Origin of the sequence: Neisseria sp. HMSC074B07, from assembly GCF_001810355.1 — a bacterium.
Classification (GTDB): Bacteria; Pseudomonadota; Gammaproteobacteria; order Burkholderiales; family Neisseriaceae; genus Neisseria.
In genome coordinates, this window is the sequence record NZ_KV800905.1 from 18,272 (window position 1) to 37,264 (window position 18,993).

Sequence of the window (18,993 nt, forward strand, 5' to 3'; positions counted from 1 at the left end):
CTTGTCCTGATTTAAATTTAATCCACTATATTTTGGATAGATATTGGCACAATAGACTAAAGGTCGTCTGAAACCTAGCTTCAGACGACCTTTTTCCTTGATAAAGATGGACAGTTTGCCTTCTATACAATCCACTGAACTAGCCTGCCAGTTGCGGAAAAATGGATTTCAATCCCGCGACGATGATTTCTACGGAGACGGCGGCAAGCATCATGCCCATGATGCGGTTGAGGATGGTCAGTCCTGTCGTGCCCAGTTTTTTGCTGATTCGCCCGGCGACGATGAGGATAGCGTAGCAAATCAGGCTGACGAGGAAGCCTGCGGTAAGGATCAAAGCAATATCGCTGTAATTTTTGGCGGCTGAGGCGTAGATGATCACGGTAGAGATACCGCCCGGACCGATGGTGATGGGAATAGCGACGGGAACGACGGCGATGGCTTTGGCGTTTTTCTGGATGTGTGGTACAACGCCCTCTTCCTTGTCTCCACCGATATTTTGTTTGGCAGGGTTATCGTTGCCGTTCATCATGGAGATGGCGATAAGCAATACCAAAATACCGCCGCCGACTTGGAAAGAGCCGACGCTGATGCCTAAGATTTTCAATAACATTCCGCCCGTCAAGGTGAAGACGGCAATGACGATGAAGACGGCGAGCGCGGCGGTGCGGGCGATGCGGCGTTTTTCTTTGGTGCTGTGATCCTGCGTCAAATCAAGGTAAATCGAGAGCGCGCTGAACGGGTTGATCAGTACAAGGAAGGCAACCAAAAGCTTGCCGATTTCTACACCTAATTCCATTTTTTATTCCCTTATTGGTTTTTTGTAGAGACGTTTACGTCCGCTTTATCGTTAAATTCGTAGCGGCGTTTGGTTTTATGTTCGCTGGAAATGCCCATCAGCAGCGCAAGTACGGTCATGATGGAAAGCGTTGCAGTGCCGCCGTAGCTGACCAACGGCAGGGGGACGCCGACAACGGGCAAAATGCCGCTCACCATGCCCATGTTCACAAAGGCGTAGCAGAAAAAGGTCATGGTCAATGCGCCGGCAAGCGTGCGGCTGTAAAGCGATTGGGCTTTGGCGGCAATCAGCAGTCCGCGCGTCAGGATAACGAGGTAAACCAGCAGCAGCAAGATGTTGCCGATCAAACCGAATTCTTCGCCATATACGGCAAAAATGAAGTCGGTCGTGGACTCGGGAATGTAATCCAAATGCGTTTGTGTGCCGTTGAGCCAGCCTTTTCCCCAGACACCGCCGGAACCGATGGCAATCATGGATTGGATGATGTGGTAGCCTGCGCCCAAAGGGTCCTGCGTCGGGTCAAACAGCGTCAGGACGCGGGTTTTCTGATAGTCGTGCATCCCGTAGTTCCACAAAAGCGGCAATGCGGCAACAAAGGCAATGATGGCGGCAAAGATGACTTTCCACGGCAGGCCTGCGAAAAAGACGATGAAAATACCCGATGCCATAATCAAAACTGCCGTACCCAAGTCGGGCTGTTTCAAAATCAGCGCAACAGGGATGAGGATTAAAAGCATGGCGATGATGTAGTGAAACCATTTCAGACGACCTTCGTGCCGTTGGAAGTACCAAGCGACGGTCATGGGCAGGACGATTTTCATGATTTCGGACGGCTGGATGCGCGTGAAACCCAGCTCCAGCCAACGGGTAGAGCCATTGACGGTTACGCCCGCGACTTCGACGGCGACAAGCAGCAACACGCCAATCAGGTACATCGGCAGCGCAACCTTTGCGGCATCACGCGGCTTGAATGAGGCGACAAACCACAGCAGGGCGAAGCCGAAAACCGTATGCAGGGTTTTGTGTTCAAGCTGGCCGAAATCCTGCCCGTCCGCCGAATAGAGCAAAAACAGGCTCATGATGTAGATGGCGAGCATGGGGAAAAACAGCCACGGATCTATCGGAGCAGATACGGTGCGCTTGATTTTTGCCCACATTCCAACCGTTTCATTCATGATTTGCTTCCTCCTGTTTCAGACCGTAGGCTTTTTGGAATATGGTCGGCGGTTGGGGTTGTGTGTGGTGGTGTTGCGGTTCGGGCATTCCGCCTGCGTCGGGGTCGTCTGAAAATTGCTGCGGCTTGACATTGAGCATATAAAAATCGGTCAGGCTGCGGGCAAGCGGTGCGGCGTAGGCACCCCAGCCGCCGTTTTCCAGAATTACGGCAATGGCGATTTCAGGCTTCTCCAAGGGGGCGAACGAAATAAACCACGCATGGTCGCGGTGTTGCTCGCGCAAAGCTGCGGCGTTGTAACGACCGCCCTGCTTGATTTGCACAACCTGCGCCGTGCCCGTTTTGCCGCCCATGCTGTAAGCCAATCCGCCGCCGATGCGGTGTGCCGTACCGCCCGGTTTCAAGACTTTCTCCATCGCCTGTTTGACGTATTCGAAATTGTCTTGTTTGAACGGGATTTTGTATTCGGGATTGGGATTGATACGCGTGATTTTGCGTTTGTCGAAATCCAACAATTCTTTCACCAAATGCGGTTGATAAACCACGCCGTTATTGGCGAGCGAAGCGGTGGCGTGTGCCATTTGCAGCGGGGTGTAAGCGTTGTAACCCTGCCCGATGCTGACCGAGACCATCTCGCCTGCGCGCCATTCTTTGGCAGTAGGATCGGAAGATTTGGCAAAGCGTTTCGCCTTCCATTCGCGGCTGGGCAAAACGCCCGTATATTCGCTGGGCAGGTCGATGCCGGTTTTTTTGCCGAAACCGAATTGCGCTAAATACGGCGATGCTTTGTCTATGCCCATTTCGTAGCCCAAGCGGTAGAAAAAGGTATCGGACGACACCTGTATCGCCTTGCTCAAATTCGCCGAACCGTGACCGCTGCGTACGGAATCTCGGAAGACGTGGCGGCTGCCGGGGATGCTCCATGCGCCGGGCGCGGGGACGACTGTCGTTTGGGTAATTTTGCCGCTTTCCAGCAAAGCCATGCCCATAAACGGCTTAAACGTCGAGCCCGGTGGGTACAAACCTTGCGTCACGCGGTTGACCAACGGCTTTTTCCAGTCATCATTCAAGGCTTTCCAAGTTTCGCTGTCGATGCCGTCGATAAAGAGATTGGGATCGAAAGAAGGTTTGGAAACGAATGCCAACACCGTACCGTCTTGCGGATTGATGGCAACAATCGCCCCGCGCCTGTCTCCCAATATTTTATCTGCCTCTTGCTGCATACGGATGTCCATGCCCAAACGCAAAGTTTGCCCCATGCGCGACGGCACGTTTTTCAAGACGCGAACAATATTGCCGTAAGCGTCTTTTTCCACTTCTTGATAGCCGGGCGCGCCATGAAGCTGCGGTTCGTAATATTTTTCCAGCCCCGATTTACCAATGTGCGTGCTGCCACGATAGAGCGCAGTCAAGCCCTCTTCTTCCAAAATTTCCTGATCTTTGTCGCTGATGCGGCCGATATAACCTAAAAAGTGTGAAGTCAGCTTGCCATAAGGATACTCGCGGAAAGTGCGCGAATTGACTTCTACGCCTTTAAATTCATTAAGATGCACGGACAATTTTGCCGCTTCTTCATCTGTCAGGCGTAGCTTGAGCGGGATGTTTTCAAATTTGCGGTAGCTTTCGCGATATTTGTGGAAACGCTTCAAATCGGTAGGCGTAATATCGACATACTTCCGCAGGGCTTCGATGACATCCTCCATCTTGCCCTCAATGCGGCTGGGGATAACTTCCAGCGAAAACACGGGATAGTTTTTTGCCAGCGGTACGCCGTTGACATCTACGATTTCGCCGCGGACGGGCGGAGTCGGAATTAATGTGATGCGGTTGCTGGATGCCTGCCCGGAAAAATCGTCATGCCGGAACACTTGCAAATAGACAAACCGCGCCACCAATGCGGCAAACAAAACCACAATCAAGATAAATACCACCAGCAGACGCAATAAAGAATCGGCTTGCGCTGCCTTTGCAGTCTGTGTTTTACCGCTACCGCCATTTTTCAGACGACGTTTCATAGTATTCAGTATGGACATGGTTTCACGTTATCTGTTGGCGCGATAAAAATTGGTCAGCACCAGCATCAACTGGCTCAAGAAAGGCCAAAGCAGCGCGCCTGCCAAAGGCGCGATGAAACTTTGCCAAGTGATGATTTGGTTATTGAGGAACAGGCGCGCCGCCACCAAGACCGCCTGATGGCAGAACAATGCTGCCAATACCGCCCCGATCTGCATGATGTGGCCGTAGAGCATGATTTGACGGCGCGTGTTCAAGACGAAATACACCATGACCGTATAAGACAATGCGTGCAGCCCCAAAGTCGCTGCCGTTGCGGCATCGACTATCAAGCCGAGCAAAAACGCAATGCCCATGCCGACGCGTTGGGGATGGTGCATAGACCAATAAAGCAGCATCAGCGCAGTCAGTTCAGGCAGCCAAAAAAACACATCAAAGGGAAAAGGCATGAAATCGACAAGCATGGTTACGGCAAAACTTGCCGCAATCACGCCGACGGGCATGGCACGGTAGGAATCGTCAAAATCGTTCATGAATGATTTATTGGGAAGAATGGGAAGAAGACAGAACCAAAACAAAGCGGCTGCGGCGCAAGGCGGCAAACGGGGTCAGTTCTGTGTCGTAATAAGGCGTACCTGAAGCGCGGACGACTTTATCCACGCGGGCTACGGGAATGCCTGCCGGATAAATACCGTCCAAGCCGGAGGTAATCAAAACATCCTGCGGCTTCAAATCCGAGCCCGTCGGGAAATAACGCAAATCCAAACCCACGCCATTGCCGTAGGCGAGATTGCGTTCGCCCGTACGCTCAACGGCAACAGGGACGATACTTTGCGCAGCCGCCATCAGCTCGACTTCCGCACTGTTTGCGTGAACTAAGGTAATCCGCCCGATTAAGCCGTTTTGGTCGATAACGGCATCGCCTGCCGCCACCCCTTCGCCACTGCCTTTATTGATAATCAAACGTTCGGACAGCGGGTCTTTGCCACTGGACAATACTTCAGCACCGATGACATTGCTGATGCCTTTTTGCTGCAAGCCGTATAGCTTTTTCAGCTCCTGCAATTCGCTCAGATTGACCTTATCGCGTTGAAGCTGGATTTTCAGACGACCGTTTTCCTCCAAAAGGAGACGGTTTTGTTCCAACAGCTCGGTTTGTGATTGAGATTGGTTGGAAAAATATTGATAGAGACGGACCGGCTGATTTGCCAACCATTGCACCGGATAAAGAATCTCTGCTGCCGCAGTGCGCACGGGCTGCATCAGGTTGAAACGGCCGTCCGCCACCATAATGCCTGCGCCCAGTAACAAATACGCAATAAAACGAGGCAACAGCTTTTGGCCCTTTGCCTCGTCAAACCGTAAAGAAGAATGTTCCATTTCAGCCTGCCTTACGGGTTATCCACAAAGACGGCATTCCATTTGCCGATATAATCCAAGGCTTTGCCCGCACCATAAGCCACACAGTTCAAAGGCTGGTCGGCAATACCGACAGGCAGCCCCGTCGCATCCGCCAAAACCGTATCCATACCGTGCAGCAGCGCGCCACCGCCCGTCAACATAATTCCCCTGTCGGCAATATCGCCGGCCAACTCAGGCGGAGCCTGTTCCAAAGCAAGGCGCACGGCGCGGATAATCTGATTAACCGTTTCGCTCAAAGCCTCGCGCACCTCTTCCGAAGTAATGGCAATCGATTTGGGCGTACCTTCCGCCAAATCGCGACCTTTAATCCGCATGGCGGTTTCGGTTGCAAAACCGGAGGCTGAACCGATTGTTTTCTTCAATTCCTCAGCCGTCGCTTCACCAATCAACACGCCACGATGACGGCGCAGATAATGCACGATGCTATTATCAAACTCATCACCTGCCGCACGGACGGAGGCAGAATAAGCCATACCACCCAACGACAAAATGCCGATTTCCGTTGTGCCGCCGCCGATATCCACCACCATCGAACCGGCAGTATCTTCAATCGGCAAACCCGCACCCAAAGCAGCCGCCATCGGCTCCTCAATCAAATGTACGGAAGATGCACCTGCGGCAAACGCAGAATCCAAAATTGCCTTGCGTTCCACTTGGGTTGCCCCGCCCGGCACACAGATCACTACGCGCGGCGGCACAACCGAATTGCCTTGTATTGCTTTTTTAATCAACATACCCAGCATACGCTCGGCAATCGTAAAATCAGCAATCACCCCATCCCGCATAGGACGGACGATTTCAATATTGCGCGGCGCGCGCCCCTGCATTTTCTTGGCTTCCGTACCTACGGCGACAATCTTGCTTTTACCGCCCGTACCCGATTGAACCGCCACCACAGACGGCTCGTCCAAAACAATGCCTTTACCACGCACATAAATCAACGTGTTCGCCGTACCCAAGTCAATGGCGATATCGTTTGAGAAAAAACGGGATAAAAAACGAAACATAAAATACCTGAATATCGGCCCAGCACCGATTTTATTTAATTGTTATTCAAAATATTAAAAACATGGAAACAACGCCTTTTCAGACGACTTCCCTACTCCCCGTAATGAAACGTATGGCGAAATCACACGCCGTTTGAGTAGTTTTCGGTTATAATTCTTCGTTTCATCGAAGAAGAACGCAATGATACCCCAATAAAGGGGCGTTTGCTATCAGACAAGGATTTTTTATGGCTTTAAGCTTAACCGATGTGGAAAAAATCGCCAAACTCTCACGCCTTTCGCTGACCGAGGAAGAAAAAGGCAAAACCCTCTCAGAATTGAACGACATTTTTGCCATGGTCGAAAAGATGCAGAGCGTGAATACCGATGGTGTCGAGCCGATGGCACACCCCCACGAAGCCGCCCTGCGCCTGCGCGAAGATACAGTTACCGAAACCGACCATGCCGCCGAATATCAAGCCGTCGCACCCGAAGTGCGCAACCGCCTGTATATCGTGCCTCAGGTAATTGAAGAATAGATGGAATTTATCCTTTAGGAAAACCAATAATGAATAAATTTTTGACCACATTATTACTTGGCGTACTCACGGTTAACGCCTACGCTATGCCTAAGGATGACAACAACCCTAAATCCTCTGTATTGCCTGTTGTTCATTCCGAGCAAGCCGTGCATTTGTATGACTACGAAACACCTGACGGGAAATACAGCGCATCACTCTATCCGAACAGTATCAAAAATCTCGGTAATGGTTGGTATTCAACCATTACACGGCATCAATCTGCGGTTTCAGGCAAACATGCCCATATGCTGATTTTAGATTGGGTACATTGCCAAGAACCCAAACAATCTGTTATGAGCGCGATTGCCCTGTTTGACAAAAACGGACAACTTGAAGAGCGTATCGACGTTCACAATTACAATAGTCCCAACAAAATGCCGCAAGAAGCCATTGAGCAGCTGAAAAAGGAAGATTCCAGCGAAACAATGCACAGTGACAAAATGGTGGAAACCGTTTGCAGCCGCGTAAAATAAAAATGTAAGTTGTTTTACCTAGTTTAAATATTTGCAGTTTCAGACGACCTGAAAAGGAATTTCTGTGAAACAAGCCTTCATTTATACTGACGACAAGTCCCAGAAATTTTGGATTATCAATTCCGATGGTAGCGACATCATGGTCAATTTCGGCAAACTTGGTGCAACCGGACGTTACCAAATTACCGAATACGACGATGAAGTCGAGTGTCAAAAAGCTGCTGACAAGCTCATTACGCAAAAGACCAAAAAAGGCTACAAACCTGCTCCCGATTTTAATTTCATCGACCGCTTTTATTTTGACGATGAAGATTTCGGTCCACATCGCAAAACCTCGCATCCACACTTCGTCCGATACTTAACCGATAATTTCTATTATGACTGCGGTGACGAAGAGGCTCCGTTTGGCAGTGATGAAGGCAGTGATGCGTTGTATGAGCTTGCACAAGCCTTCCGCAAAAATGCCGATCTGGATATATTGGCTTTCCCTCAGAAATTGATTTGTGAATATTGGGGTATGGATTACCTGCCGCCTCAAGCAGACCAAACTGCCAAAAGCATTGAAGAACTGTGTAAACAACAGGAAACCGAAGTTTACCAATCCGATAGAGTGATTATTGCTGCTACATTCGGCAGCATTAAAATTACAGGTCGTCTGAAACCTGAATTGCAGCAACTTGCCCTACTTGCCATGCAGAGGCTTGACATATTGGCACAGCTACGCGGTTGGTGTTTTGCTGGTACTTTGTCTGAGATCAATCAACAAATGGCAGATGACTTGCAACGTTTTGCTGTTGCACAGGTGAACCATTTTCAGACGACCTAACTATGAAACATCAGCGTGCCGAGCCTGTATGCACAATGTCTCCCAAGCGACTCATCAAGATACTGGGCTACCTGCGTGAATATGCTCAACAGTGGAATAAAGCATACGAAGAAATCGCCGAGCAAGTCTGCCACGCATTTGCCGATACCCAACTAAAGAACGGAATTGGGATATTGGAAGCCGACTGCGTGGATGACTGGATGGATACCAATAATCCGGAACGTTGCCGCTATCGTGCTGAAGATGAACGGGATTATTGGGAAAATGTCCTTTTTCAAGGACACCGCGTAGGAGAAATCCCACGTTTTAATCCCTGTTCTGCCATCACATTTATGGATAGTATAGGCAGGCATTTCGCCCTACCATATTACTTGCTTTGGGCATTACAAGACCCTGACGGTATGATTGCCGATACATTGGCTTATGCCTTGGAGAACAGCTATTATACCGATGAACTGCTGCTCAACGCTGCTCAACAACGTGCTTTGTTGAATACAGTCCGTTTTCTCGTGGAAATAACGGCAAATACCTACGACGACGGCTACTCTTCATATATTGACAGCCCATGGCAGGCTGCATTTGAACACTTAAATCAAATATTGTCAGATGCCAATATTTTGCCCGATAAAAACTAAGCCTTCCAAAAGAAGGTCGTCTGAAAGAACAAGTACGGTTACAAAACAGTTCTGTTTCGCATACGAATAGAATAGACAAAAAGTACGAAGCAAAGGAATCCCATGTCCACCGAGCAACAACACCTTCACACAGTTGCCGTTAGCCACATCCACCAATGTTTCAACCGTATCAAGAAATAGGCCGAACAGGCAGGTAAAGAAGTTGCCGCATATTATTTCTATCTGGTAGACGACTTTTTCGCCGCAGGCAATGCCGCCATTACCTATCAGGATTTGGCTGCTTTTACCGTCGAACACGCAGACGAATATGAAAATTGCACCATTTTGCAGGCGATTTGGGATGGCAGATGTACCCTTTATGACAGTGAAACCGAGCCTCAGAACGTTTCAGATAACTGGCTGGAAAACCAAAGCGAGCTCTACCAAGCTGCATACCTCAGCATAGAGAACCTAGATGATGATGCTTATCAGCAAAAACGTGCCGAATACGAAACCGCCCTGATAGCCGCACTGCAACAATGCGACCAAGAAGGTCTGTTCGGCAATCGTGCTGAAAACGGTATATTGCTGTTTGCGTTTTATATTGATGATTATGATGAAAATGACGAACAATCACTGCTTTACCGTTCCACCACTCAGCTCAACCAACCGGATACTTACCAAAAATTGATAGGTTGATATTTTCAGACGACCCTGAAATCAGCCTACACCATTAAACTCTTTGAAATCCCACTTATTTAAACTAAAAGACTCTTATGACCCAATACACCCTCAAACAAGCCAGCCAACTGCTGCAATCCAAGCAAATCTCCGCCGTCGAACTGGCAACCGAATACCTCGCCTCCATTGCTGCGCAGAACCCGGCAATCAACGGCTACATTACTCTCGACCAAGACAAAACCCTAGCCGAAGCCCGTGCCGCCGACGCGCGTATCGCGCAAGGCAACGCCACGGCGCTTACCGGCGTACCCATCGCCTACAAAGATATTTTCTGCCAAACAGGCTGGCGCAGCGCATGCAGCTCCAAAATGCTGGACAACTTCGTTTCGCCCTACACTGCCACCGTCGTGCAAAACCTGCTCGATGAAGGCATGGTAACGCTTGGCCGTACCAATATGGACGAGTTTGCCATGGGCTCGACCAATGAGACCTCGTTCTACGGCGCGACTAAAAACCCGTGGAATCCCGAACACGTCCCAGGCGGCTCGTCCGGCGGTTCCGCAGCCGTTGTTGCCGCACGTCTTGCCCCTGCCGCGCTCGGTTCAGATACCGGCGGCTCCATTCGCCAGCCCGCATCACACTGCGGCATCACCGGCATCAAACCCACCTACGGCACGGTTTCCCGCTTCGGCATGGTTGCCTACGCTTCCAGTTTCGACCAAGCCGGTCCGATGGCGCAAACCGCCGAAGACTGCGCGATTTTGCTCAATGCAATGGCGGGCTTTGACAAGCGCGATTCCACCAGTTTGGAACGCAGCAAGGAAGACTACACCCGCGATTTGGACAAACCGCTCAAAGGCATAAAAATCGGTCTACCTAAAGAATATTTCGGCGAAGGCGCGGATGCCGATGTACAGGCTGCTTTGCAAAGCGTCATCAACCTTTTAAAAGCACAAGGTGCGGAAACCATTGAAGTTTCCCTGCCGCAAACCGCCCTGTCCATCCCCGCTTACTATGTCCTCGCTTCCGCCGAAGCCAGCACCAATCTTTCCCGCTACGACGGCGTACGCTACGGCCACCGCGCCGCCCAATTCGGCGACCTTGAAGAAATGTACAGCAATACCCGCTCCGAAGGTTTCGGCAGCGAAGTCAAACGCCGCATCATGATCGGTACTTATGTGTTGTCGCACGGCTACTACGATGCCTATTACCTGAAAGCCCAAAAACTGCGCCGCCTCGTTGCCAACGATTTTCAGACAGCCTTCGCGCAATGCGATTTCATCCTCGCCCCGACTGCGCCCACCGCCGCCCCCAAACTCGGCAGCGACATCCACGATCCCGTGCAGATGTACCTTTCCGACATCTACACCATCGCCGTGAATCTGGCAGGATTGCCCGCCCTGACCCTGCCTGCAGGTTTCAGCAGCAGCGGACTGCCCATCGGCGTGCAGTTCATCGGCAACCACTTCTCCGAAGCCAAAATCCTTGGCGCAGCGCATCAAGTACAGTTGGCAAGTGATTGGCATACGAAAGCACCGGAGTAGAATTTATTAGTAGAAATTATCCAAAAATAAAATCCAGATTTCAGGCTGTTGTTTTCAGATGATCTAAAAAAAGAAAACCGTCTAATTTCCAACAGTCTGAAACTAACAAAATTACTAAAATAATGGAATATTACGATTACTTTTCCCCAAAATTTTGGCAATTCTTATGGGGTTTATGGCAGACAACGGGGCTGGAAATATCTACAAGCATTGTGTTATTTCTGCTGTACTGGCTCATCCTTTCTGTACTTGTTACGTACATTTTATGGCGTAAACGTCCAAAAACGCCGCATTTTTGGCGAAAACATTTATTACTCAATAGCATTATCTGCCTACCTTTGAGTTTGTTTATCAACCTTGGTTACATAGTCATGCGTTTTATTATGCCGGCTCGCAATCAAGCGGCATATTACGGACAGTTGACGTTGCATCCTCTGGAACAAACATTTGTTACATTATTTAATGTTATTTATTCTTACGAATGGCTGTTCCTCGTATCTGCTGTGGCTGCTGTGAATGTATTACTACTGGCTATTTGGCGTAAAAAGCTTTTTAAACAATCATCGCCATCCTGAATGCAAGCAGGTTTCTATGTATTAAGGAAACTTAAACTATGCCTTGGGAAACAGTAATCGGCTTAAGAATTTACGTCCAGTTCAACCCCCAATTCAAAATCTTCAGCGACGCACCGACCGAATTTGGTGCGGAATCTGATGTGTATACCTGCGCAGAGGGAAAGGTATAATGCCGGATCAGTTTGTTTTTCCAGATTTCAAAACCGTATATAAGGATGCGCCGAAATTTCAAATCCAGCATTTGAAATTCTCCTTACGCAGGTTGTTTACACGGCGACAAGTCAAAGATTTTGAAAACTTTGTCAACGCCTCTGCGCCACGCCGTACCTTTTTTCAAAGGTGGCCGCAAGATGCCTATCCGTTGATACATGCCTTTGTCGACCAACGTTTCAACAAACGGCGCAGGCTACAAGTCATGAAAGAAGACCTGCTGACAGCCGAAAAACTGTTCGGGCAGGAAACGCTCGCCAATATGACGACGCGCAAATTCCATGTCGTTCTGGCGCATCTTTCAAACGGCCTGACTTTATGGCTGAACCGGAACGATAATTGCGTGGATGAAGGAATGTGGTCGCTATCCTTGCGCGACAGCGAAGGAAAACGTCTCTACATGGCAACCTTCGCCTTAGTTGACAGCAAATTGCTGGCCGCTTCTATCCAAGGCCCCGCAGGGGAAGAAGCTAAAGACCTTGTACGTAGCCTGACCAAACAACTCCACGGCCTACGTCCGCAGCAACTGATGGTAACCGCCCTGCAATATTTTTCGACATCGCTCAATTTGGGCAGCGTTGTCGGCATTGCCCAAGAGCATCAGGTCAAACTGCGCTGGCGGCTGAAGAAACGGGTCAAAATGAATTACGACCTGTTTTGGCAGGAGAACGGCGCAACGCTCGAAAGCGACGGCTACTGGCATCTGCCGCAAATCCCGCCGCGAAAAGACTTGGCGGAAATCGAAAGCAAAAAGCGTTCGATGTACCGCAAACGTTACCAAATGCTGGATAACATGGCGGGCGAGATACAGGCTTGCTTTCAGAAGACTTGATTCTGCGTTTTCAGACGACCTTGCCATTTGAAAAACAAACGGGTCGTCTGAAAACGGCTGACCACTTTATATTATTGACATCAAAAGAAAGAACCTCTTATGACTTGGGAAACAGTAATCGGCTTGGAAATCCACGTCCAGCTCAACACCCAATCCAAAATTTTCAGCGGCGCATCGGCTGCGTTCGGAGCGGAACCCAATGCGCACGCCAGCGTGGTGGAATGCGCGCTGCCGGGCGTGCTGCCGGTGATGAACCGCGAAGTCGTTGAAAAAGCCATCAAATTGGGCTTGGCTTTGGATGCGAAAATCAATCAGAAAAACGTGTTCGACCGCAAAAACTACTTCTACCCCGACTTGCCAAAAGGGTATCAAATCAGCCAGTTGGATTTACCGATTGTAGAACACGGCAAACTGGAAATCGTGGTCGGCGACGATGTAAAAACCATCAACGTAACCCGCGCGCACATGGAAGAAGATGCGGGCAAATCCGTGCATGAGGGCCTGAACGGCACGACCGGTATCGACCTGAACCGTGCCGGCACGCCGTTATTGGAAGTGGTATCCGAACCCGAAATGCGCTCCGCTGCCGAAGCCGTTGCCTACGCCAAAGCCTTACACAGCTTGGTAACATGGCTGGACATTTGTGACGGCAATATGGCGGAAGGCTCGTTCCGCGTCGATGCCAACGTATCCGTGCGTCCGAAAGGTCAAGCGGAATTCGGCACGCGCCGTGAGATTAAAAACCTTAATTCCTTCCGCTTCTTGGAGCAGGCGATTAATTACGAAGTGGAAGCGCAAATCGAGATTTTGGAAGACGGCGGCAAAGTACAGCAGGCAACCATGTTGTTTGACCCGGAAAAAGGCGAAACCCGCGTGATGCGTTTGAAAGAAGACGCGCACGACTACCGTTACTTCCCCGACCCTGATTTGCTGCCCGTCATCATTTCAGACGACCGGTTGCAAAAAGCCAAAGAAGAAATGCCAGAGCTGCCGAAAGAAATGGCGGCGCGTTTCGTGACGGACTACGGCGTGTCCGACTACGACGCGCGCCTGCTCACCGCCAGCCGCGTGCAGGCTGCCTATTTTGAAGAAGCCGCCAAAGCCAGCGGACAAGGCAAGCTGATTGCCAACTGGATGAACGGCGAACTCGCCGCCACGCTGAACAAAGAAGGCATGGAACTTGCCGACAGCCCGATTACCGCCCCACGCCTCGCCGCGCTGGTAGGCAAAATCGCCGACGGCACTCTAAGCAGCAAATTGGCGAAAAAAGCCTTTGAAGCCATGTGGGCGGAACCCGAAGCCTCCATTGCCGAAATCATCGAAAAACACGGCTTGCAGCAGATGACCGATACCGGCGCGATTGAAGCCATGGTGGACGAAGTGCTGGCAAACAACGCCAAAGCAGTGGAACAATTTAAATCCGGCAACGAAAAAGCCCTGAATGCGATTGTGGGACAAGTGATGAAAGCCAGCAAAGGCAAAGCGAATCCCGCACAGGTGCAGGAATTGGTTAGAGCGAAGTTGGGGTAAACAAGGTGCAGGCTGCCTGAAAAACGATAAAAGGGTTTTCAGGCAGCCTGAAACCGTTTTTAAACCGGAAAAGGAAAATGCAATGAAAACCGTCGTCGTTATTATCTTGGAACAGTTTGCCGACTGGGAATCCACTTTGCTGACTCCTGTTTTACAACAATTTGCAGGCTATACCGTCCGCTACGTTTCCACCGACCGAAATCCGAAAACATCCATGGGTAATCTACGCGTTCAGCCCGATTTAACCTTGGACGAACTGCCGCCCGACACCGCCGCTTTGATTCTAAACGGCGCAACCCAATCGTGGCGCGATTTATCCGATGAAAACCGCCTAAAAATTGCCGACTTGGTTCGCACGTTTAAGCAGCAGGGCAAGATTGTGGGCGGTATTTGTGAAGGTACCTATTTTCTTGCCGCCAACGGTCTGTTGAACGACTGCCGCCACACCGCCAACAGCTTGGCTGCCATTGCCGATTTACCCGAATACACTAACCGGCAGGCTTATGTGGAAACCAAACGCGAAGCCGTGCGGGACGGCAACGTTATTACCGCCAACGGCACGGCTTTTGTCGATTTTGCTCTCCAAATTTTGTCTGCCTTGGGTGATATTCCCGAAGACCTTATCGCCCGATGCAGGGAAATGTGGCAGTAGTAAAGTAGAGGAAATACTGACCGTTCACACGTTCTACATTCAAAGGTCAGCGTGACATGTGCCTGTATTGGTGGTTCGCATGGCAAGGCGGTCAAACTTATGCATTGGGCTCAAACCGTATCCGTTAATGCACTTGCAGTGAAACTCCAAGCCGGATATTCATGTCCGACTTGCGAACTCATTACCCGGAGGTCGTCTGAAAATGAAAACAGGCTTTCAGACGACCCTTTTTTATAGTAGATTAAAACCTAATCTTTCTTGTCCTTTTCCCATCCCCCAATCTATTCAAACCACACCAAGCTATGACCCATACCATTACCCTACCCGACCAAACCACCTTTACCGCCAACGACGGCGAAACGGTTTTAGCCGCTGCCGCCCGTCAAAACCTCAATCTGCCCCATTCCTGCAAAAGCGGTGCCTGCGGGCAATGCAAAGCCGAACTGGTGAGCGGCGATATTCAAATGGGCGAACACTCGGAACAGGCCTTATCCGAAGCAGAAAAAGCCCAAGGCAAGATTTTGATGTGCTGCACCACCGCGCAAAGCGACATCAGCATCAACATCCCCGGCTACAACGCCAACTCGCTACCCGTCCGCACCCTGCCCGCCCGTATTGAAAGCATGGTTTTCAAACACGATGTCGCCCTCCTGAAACTTGCCCTGCCCAAAGCCCCGCCGTTTGCTTTCTATGCCGGGCAATATATTGATTTACTGCTGCCGGGCAACGTCAGCCGCAGCTACTCCATCGCCAATTCGCCCGACCAAGAAGGCATTTTGGAACTGCACATCCGCAGGCGCGAAAACGGCGTCTGTTCGGAAATGATTTTCGGCAGCGAACCCAAAGTCAAAGAAAAAGGCATCGTCCGCATCAAAGGCCCGCTCGGTTCGTTTACCTTGCAAGAAGGCAGCGGCAAACCCATCATCCTTCTGGCAACCGGTACAGGCTATGCCCCCATCCGCAGCATCCTGCTCGACCTTATCCGCCAAGACAGCAGTCGCGCCGTCCATTTCTACTGGGGCGCGCGTCACCAAGATGATTTGTACGCACTCGAAGAAGCTCAAGAACTGACAGGTCGTCTGAAAAACGCCCGCTTCACCCCCGTCCTATCAAAAGCCGATGAGGGCTGGCAAGGCGAAAAAGGATACGTCCAAACCTCCGCCGCAAAAGATTATCCCGACTTGAGCGGTTACGAAGTTTATGCCTGCGGTTCCGTCGCCATGACCGAAAGTGCGAAATCCGTGTTAACTGCGCAATGCAGCCTGCCTGAGACAACCTTCTATTCGGATGCGTTTTCGCCCGCGCAATAGATATACCCGCGCAAATCTAATCCTGCCGCAACCGCAAAAGGCTTGGGAACTGAGTTGTCTTAAAAAATAATGTGCCGATGTCATCGAAAAATTTTTCAGACGACCTCGGCACATTATTTTGTCAAAAGGTCGTCTGAAAACGAATTTAGTGGGATTACTCAGGTTTTCAGACGACCTTCGGATTTGGGCGAGCCTTATTCCGCTACCGTTTTGCGAATAAGCTTTTCAGCATTGGCGAGCGTGTTTTCCACTTCGGCAAACTCGATTTTGCTGCCCGACACCAGCGCGCGCGTGTCGTTGAACACGACTTGGACTGCGCCGTCGGTTTCGGTAACGAGGACACGCAACGGCAGTTGCAGGGCGAAGGCGGGGTCTTTTTGCATCAGCGGCGTGCCGGCTTTGGGCGTACCGAAGACGATGACTTTGGCGGGCTGCATGTCCAAACCGCTTCGACGCGCGGCGGCTTGGTGGTCGATGACGGCGAACACGGTCATGCCTTTTTCTTTGACGGCGGTTTCCAAACGGCGGACGGTATCGTCGAAACTGTATTTGCTGATAGCGGTATGGGTTTGATTCATGGCTGAACTTTGTCGGGAATCGGGTTGTCGGGCGGCATCACCGCCGTGTGAAGCGCAGGCGGTCAGGGCGGCGAGGATGGCGGCTGCGGCGAAGGTGCGTATCGGTTTCATGTTTTTCCTTGGATAAAAGGTCGTCTGAAACGTTTCAGACGACCTTGTTGCTGGTTATTTCAAACCTTTTTTCACCAAGTCTTCGTAACCGCCGTGGTTGGTTACGTTGGTGTAGCCTGCTTTTTTCAACTCGGTAAGCGCGGCTTCGGCACGGCGGCCGCTACGGCAGTAGAGGTTGACGGGTGCGTTTTTGTCGGGGCTGACGCTTTTGATGCGTTCGACGATTTGGTCGTGCGGAATGTTGACAGCACCTTGTAGATGGCCGGATTTGAATTCTTCTTCGGAACGTACGTCAATCCATACGCCTTTTGCTTTGGCAGGTTGCGCGTTTGCAGCTTTGGCGGCAGGTGCGGCAAAGGATACGGCGGCAGGCAGGACAAGTGCGGCGGCAGTCAGCGCGGCAGTCAGCAATTTTTTCATGGTCGTTTCTCCAAACGGTTGAACAAAGATATCAATCTAAACGGTTTGGCGGCAAAAAGCAATGTTCCGTCAACAGAAGGGTCGTCTGAAACGGGAGTTTTTTCAGACGACCCTTTGAGACAAAATCAACGCTGCGCGTCAACCGCTTCCAAAGCACGCAGGGCATAAGTGTAGGCTGCGCCTGCGTTCAAGGAAATAGCGGTCGCCAGCGCGCCGGCGATTTCGCTTTCAGTCGCACCCGCTTTGGCGGCTGCGGCGGCGTGTACGCTGATGCAGCTTTCGCAACGGGTGGTGATGGCGACGGCGAGGGCAATCAGCTCGCGGGTTTTCGCATCCAAGGCTTCGGCTGCGGCGGCTTGTTCCAGCGCGCCGTAGGCTTGCAGCATTTTAGGGTGGTTTTTACCCAGCTCGCCGAATGATTTTTTAACGTGTGCGGTGTGTTCGGGCCAATTTTGAAACATTTTGATTTCCTTTCTAATGTGTTTGCAAATGAAGGATGTTGCACTTTTTTACATCCGATGGATGGCATTATTGCAATAATTTGACTATTATAATCGTCAAATCATCTCATTCACTTGCAAAAAATACTTATGGACACTTTGGACAAACTCATCGAACTGGCGCAAATCACCGGCAGTGTGGACATACAATGCCTGTTCCGCGACAAATGGTACGCCCCGCACGAACGCAGGCGCGCGCACGGTATCGCGCACCTCGTCGTCGCCGGAGAAAGCTACATCAAAATCGAAGGCGAACCCGAAGCGCGGCTCTTGCAAACCGGCGACCTTATCTTTTTCCCGCGCGGCGCGGAACACATCATCAGCAGCGAAGCGGACTGCAACAACTGCGGCGATACACCGCATATCGGCAACAGCGGCGCATTTACAGTCGCCTCATCCCGTAGCGGCGGCGAAAAAAGCCTCGATTTGTTCTGCGCCCGTTTCGAATACGACGAACACGCCGATATCATGCACGACCTGCCCGAAACCGTCCTTATCGAGATGGACCATCCCTCGCTGCAATGTCTTATCTCCATGTTGCAATACGAAAGCGCACACACGCTTTCCGGCTCGCGCGCTATCGTCAACGCCCTCTCCTCCGTCCTCCTCGTCCTCATCGTCCGCGCCCATCTCGAACAAGGCGGAGAAGCACCATTAGGCGGCATACTCAACGGCCTGCGCGATAAACGTCTGCGCCAACTCATCCAAACCGTCGTCAGCCGCCCCGAAGACGAATGGAACATCGAAAAAATGACCGCGCTTGCCAACCTTTCCCGCGCCCAACTGATGCGCCTGTTCAAACAGCAAACCGGCATCAGCCCCCACGCCTTCGTCAACCTCATCCGCCTGCGCCAAGCCGCCGTATTGCTGCGGCAAACTGCCGATTCCGTCTTGTCTGTCGCGCTGAGCGTCGGCTTCCAGTCCGAAACCCACTTCGGCAAAGCGTTTAAAAAACAATACGGGATTTCGCCGGGGCAGTATCGGAAAAATGAAACAGCAGATGAAAATACCAGCCAGTCGCTTGAAGGCATTTGAACTCAAAAGGTCGTCTGAAAACGGCAAAAGCGTCATAACCCTTTGATTTATCGTTTAGCCATTGAGATACTGCGGAAAAGCCTGTTTGGATACACCGTTTATTTGCCTATATAATCCATTTTTCCTTTTT

The 18,993-nt window shown here is 50.8% G+C and carries 21 protein-coding genes; 12 read left to right on the forward strand and 9 right to left on the reverse strand.

Annotation, left to right across the window (positions count from 1 at the left end):
- Positions 1-139: 139 nt before the first annotated feature.
- Genes HMPREF2726_RS01950 through HMPREF2726_RS01975 form a run of 6 tightly spaced genes read right to left on the reverse strand, consistent with a single transcriptional unit; the run spans position 140 to position 6,412 of the window.
- Positions 140-796: a MarC family protein gene (locus HMPREF2726_RS01950; RefSeq protein ID WP_003756281.1), complete on the reverse strand. Its 657-nt coding sequence runs from the start codon at positions 794-796 to the stop codon at positions 140-142.
- An 11-nt stretch (positions 797-807) separates the two neighbouring features.
- The gene (rodA, locus tag HMPREF2726_RS01955) at positions 808-1,971 is read right to left on the reverse strand and encodes a rod shape-determining protein RodA (RefSeq protein WP_049222978.1); all 1,164 of its coding nucleotides are present in this window, start codon (positions 1,969-1,971) and stop codon (positions 808-810) included.
- Positions 1,964-4,003: a penicillin-binding protein 2 gene (gene mrdA / locus HMPREF2726_RS01960; protein ID WP_094113194.1), complete on the reverse strand. Its 2,040-nt coding sequence runs from the start codon at positions 4,001-4,003 to the stop codon at positions 1,964-1,966. The genes rodA and mrdA overlap by 8 nt, the downstream gene beginning before the upstream one ends.
- A 9-nt stretch (positions 4,004-4,012) precedes the next feature.
- Positions 4,013-4,516: a rod shape-determining protein MreD gene (gene mreD / locus HMPREF2726_RS01965; protein WP_003756286.1), complete on the reverse strand. Its 504-nt coding sequence runs from the start codon at positions 4,514-4,516 to the stop codon at positions 4,013-4,015.
- Between the two features lie 7 nt (positions 4,517-4,523).
- Positions 4,524-5,363: a rod shape-determining protein MreC gene (mreC, locus tag HMPREF2726_RS01970; RefSeq protein ID WP_003778898.1), complete on the reverse strand. Its 840-nt coding sequence runs from the start codon at positions 5,361-5,363 to the stop codon at positions 4,524-4,526.
- Between the two features lie 11 nt (positions 5,364-5,374).
- Complete coding sequence (locus HMPREF2726_RS01975) at positions 5,375-6,412, reverse strand: rod shape-determining protein (RefSeq protein ID WP_070602019.1); 1,038 nt, start codon at positions 6,410-6,412, stop codon at positions 5,375-5,377.
- A 227-nt stretch (positions 6,413-6,639) separates the two neighbouring features.
- Here HMPREF2726_RS01975 and gatC point away from each other — a divergent pair, with 227 nt between their 5' ends.
- From gatC to HMPREF2726_RS02035, 11 genes are all read left to right on the forward strand, one after another.
- On the forward strand, positions 6,640-6,930 hold the full coding sequence (gatC, locus tag HMPREF2726_RS01980) for an Asp-tRNA(Asn)/Glu-tRNA(Gln) amidotransferase subunit GatC (RefSeq protein WP_009312923.1): 291 nt from the start codon (positions 6,640-6,642) through the stop codon (positions 6,928-6,930).
- A gap of 29 nt (positions 6,931-6,959) precedes the next feature.
- Complete coding sequence (locus HMPREF2726_RS01985; RefSeq protein WP_009312922.1) at positions 6,960-7,445, forward strand: hypothetical protein; 486 nt, start codon at positions 6,960-6,962, stop codon at positions 7,443-7,445.
- Positions 7,446-7,509: 64 nt separating this feature from the next.
- Positions 7,510-8,271 carry a WGR domain-containing protein gene (locus HMPREF2726_RS01990; protein WP_070602021.1) on the forward strand — a complete coding sequence of 254 codons (762 nt, stop codon included), beginning with the start codon at positions 7,510-7,512 and terminating at the stop codon, positions 8,269-8,271.
- Positions 8,272-8,273: 2 nt separating this feature from the next.
- The gene (locus tag HMPREF2726_RS01995; protein ID WP_246827846.1) at positions 8,274-8,906 is read left to right on the forward strand and encodes a DUF6714 family protein; all 633 of its coding nucleotides are present in this window, start codon (positions 8,274-8,276) and stop codon (positions 8,904-8,906) included.
- A 222-nt stretch (positions 8,907-9,128) separates the two neighbouring features.
- The gene (locus tag HMPREF2726_RS02000) at positions 9,129-9,584 is read left to right on the forward strand and encodes a DUF4303 domain-containing protein (protein ID WP_349267060.1); all 456 of its coding nucleotides are present in this window, start codon (positions 9,129-9,131) and stop codon (positions 9,582-9,584) included.
- A 77-nt stretch (positions 9,585-9,661) separates the two neighbouring features.
- A complete protein-coding gene (gatA, locus tag HMPREF2726_RS02005) occupies positions 9,662-11,110 on the forward strand; it encodes an Asp-tRNA(Asn)/Glu-tRNA(Gln) amidotransferase subunit GatA (protein ID WP_070602023.1) in 1,449 nt (482 codons plus the stop codon).
- Between the two features lie 122 nt (positions 11,111-11,232).
- Positions 11,233-11,685, forward strand: coding sequence for a hypothetical protein (locus tag HMPREF2726_RS02010; RefSeq protein WP_009312917.1), 453 nt, complete (start codon positions 11,233-11,235; stop codon positions 11,683-11,685).
- 169 nt (positions 11,686-11,854) lie between these two features.
- A complete protein-coding gene (locus HMPREF2726_RS02020) occupies positions 11,855-12,727 on the forward strand; it encodes a VirK/YbjX family protein (RefSeq protein ID WP_070602025.1) in 873 nt (290 codons plus the stop codon).
- Between the two features lie 99 nt (positions 12,728-12,826).
- On the forward strand, positions 12,827-14,257 hold the full coding sequence (gene gatB, locus HMPREF2726_RS02025) for an Asp-tRNA(Asn)/Glu-tRNA(Gln) amidotransferase subunit GatB (protein WP_009312913.1): 1,431 nt from the start codon (positions 12,827-12,829) through the stop codon (positions 14,255-14,257).
- Positions 14,258-14,339: 82 nt separating this feature from the next.
- On the forward strand, positions 14,340-14,909 hold the full coding sequence (locus HMPREF2726_RS02030) for a DJ-1/PfpI family protein (RefSeq protein ID WP_003756310.1): 570 nt from the start codon (positions 14,340-14,342) through the stop codon (positions 14,907-14,909).
- A gap of 302 nt (positions 14,910-15,211) precedes the next feature.
- On the forward strand, positions 15,212-16,219 hold the full coding sequence (locus HMPREF2726_RS02035; protein ID WP_049222974.1) for a 2Fe-2S iron-sulfur cluster-binding protein: 1,008 nt from the start codon (positions 15,212-15,214) through the stop codon (positions 16,217-16,219).
- Between the two features lie 194 nt (positions 16,220-16,413).
- On the opposite strand, the gene HMPREF2726_RS02040 is transcribed toward HMPREF2726_RS02035, so the two are convergent.
- From HMPREF2726_RS02040 to HMPREF2726_RS02050, 3 genes are all read right to left on the reverse strand, one after another.
- Positions 16,414-16,908, reverse strand: coding sequence for a DUF302 domain-containing protein (locus HMPREF2726_RS02040; RefSeq protein ID WP_009312907.1), 495 nt, complete (start codon positions 16,906-16,908; stop codon positions 16,414-16,416).
- 54 nt (positions 16,909-16,962) lie between these two features.
- On the reverse strand, positions 16,963-17,328 hold the full coding sequence (locus HMPREF2726_RS02045) for a rhodanese-like domain-containing protein (protein ID WP_009312905.1): 366 nt from the start codon (positions 17,326-17,328) through the stop codon (positions 16,963-16,965).
- A 125-nt stretch (positions 17,329-17,453) separates the two neighbouring features.
- Positions 17,454-17,789: a carboxymuconolactone decarboxylase family protein gene (locus HMPREF2726_RS02050; RefSeq protein WP_003756322.1), complete on the reverse strand. Its 336-nt coding sequence runs from the start codon at positions 17,787-17,789 to the stop codon at positions 17,454-17,456.
- A 129-nt stretch (positions 17,790-17,918) separates the two neighbouring features.
- Here HMPREF2726_RS02050 and HMPREF2726_RS02055 point away from each other — a divergent pair, with 129 nt between their 5' ends.
- Complete coding sequence (locus HMPREF2726_RS02055; RefSeq protein ID WP_009312902.1) at positions 17,919-18,863, forward strand: AraC family transcriptional regulator; 945 nt, start codon at positions 17,919-17,921, stop codon at positions 18,861-18,863.
- Positions 18,864-18,993: the final 130 nt, after the last annotated feature.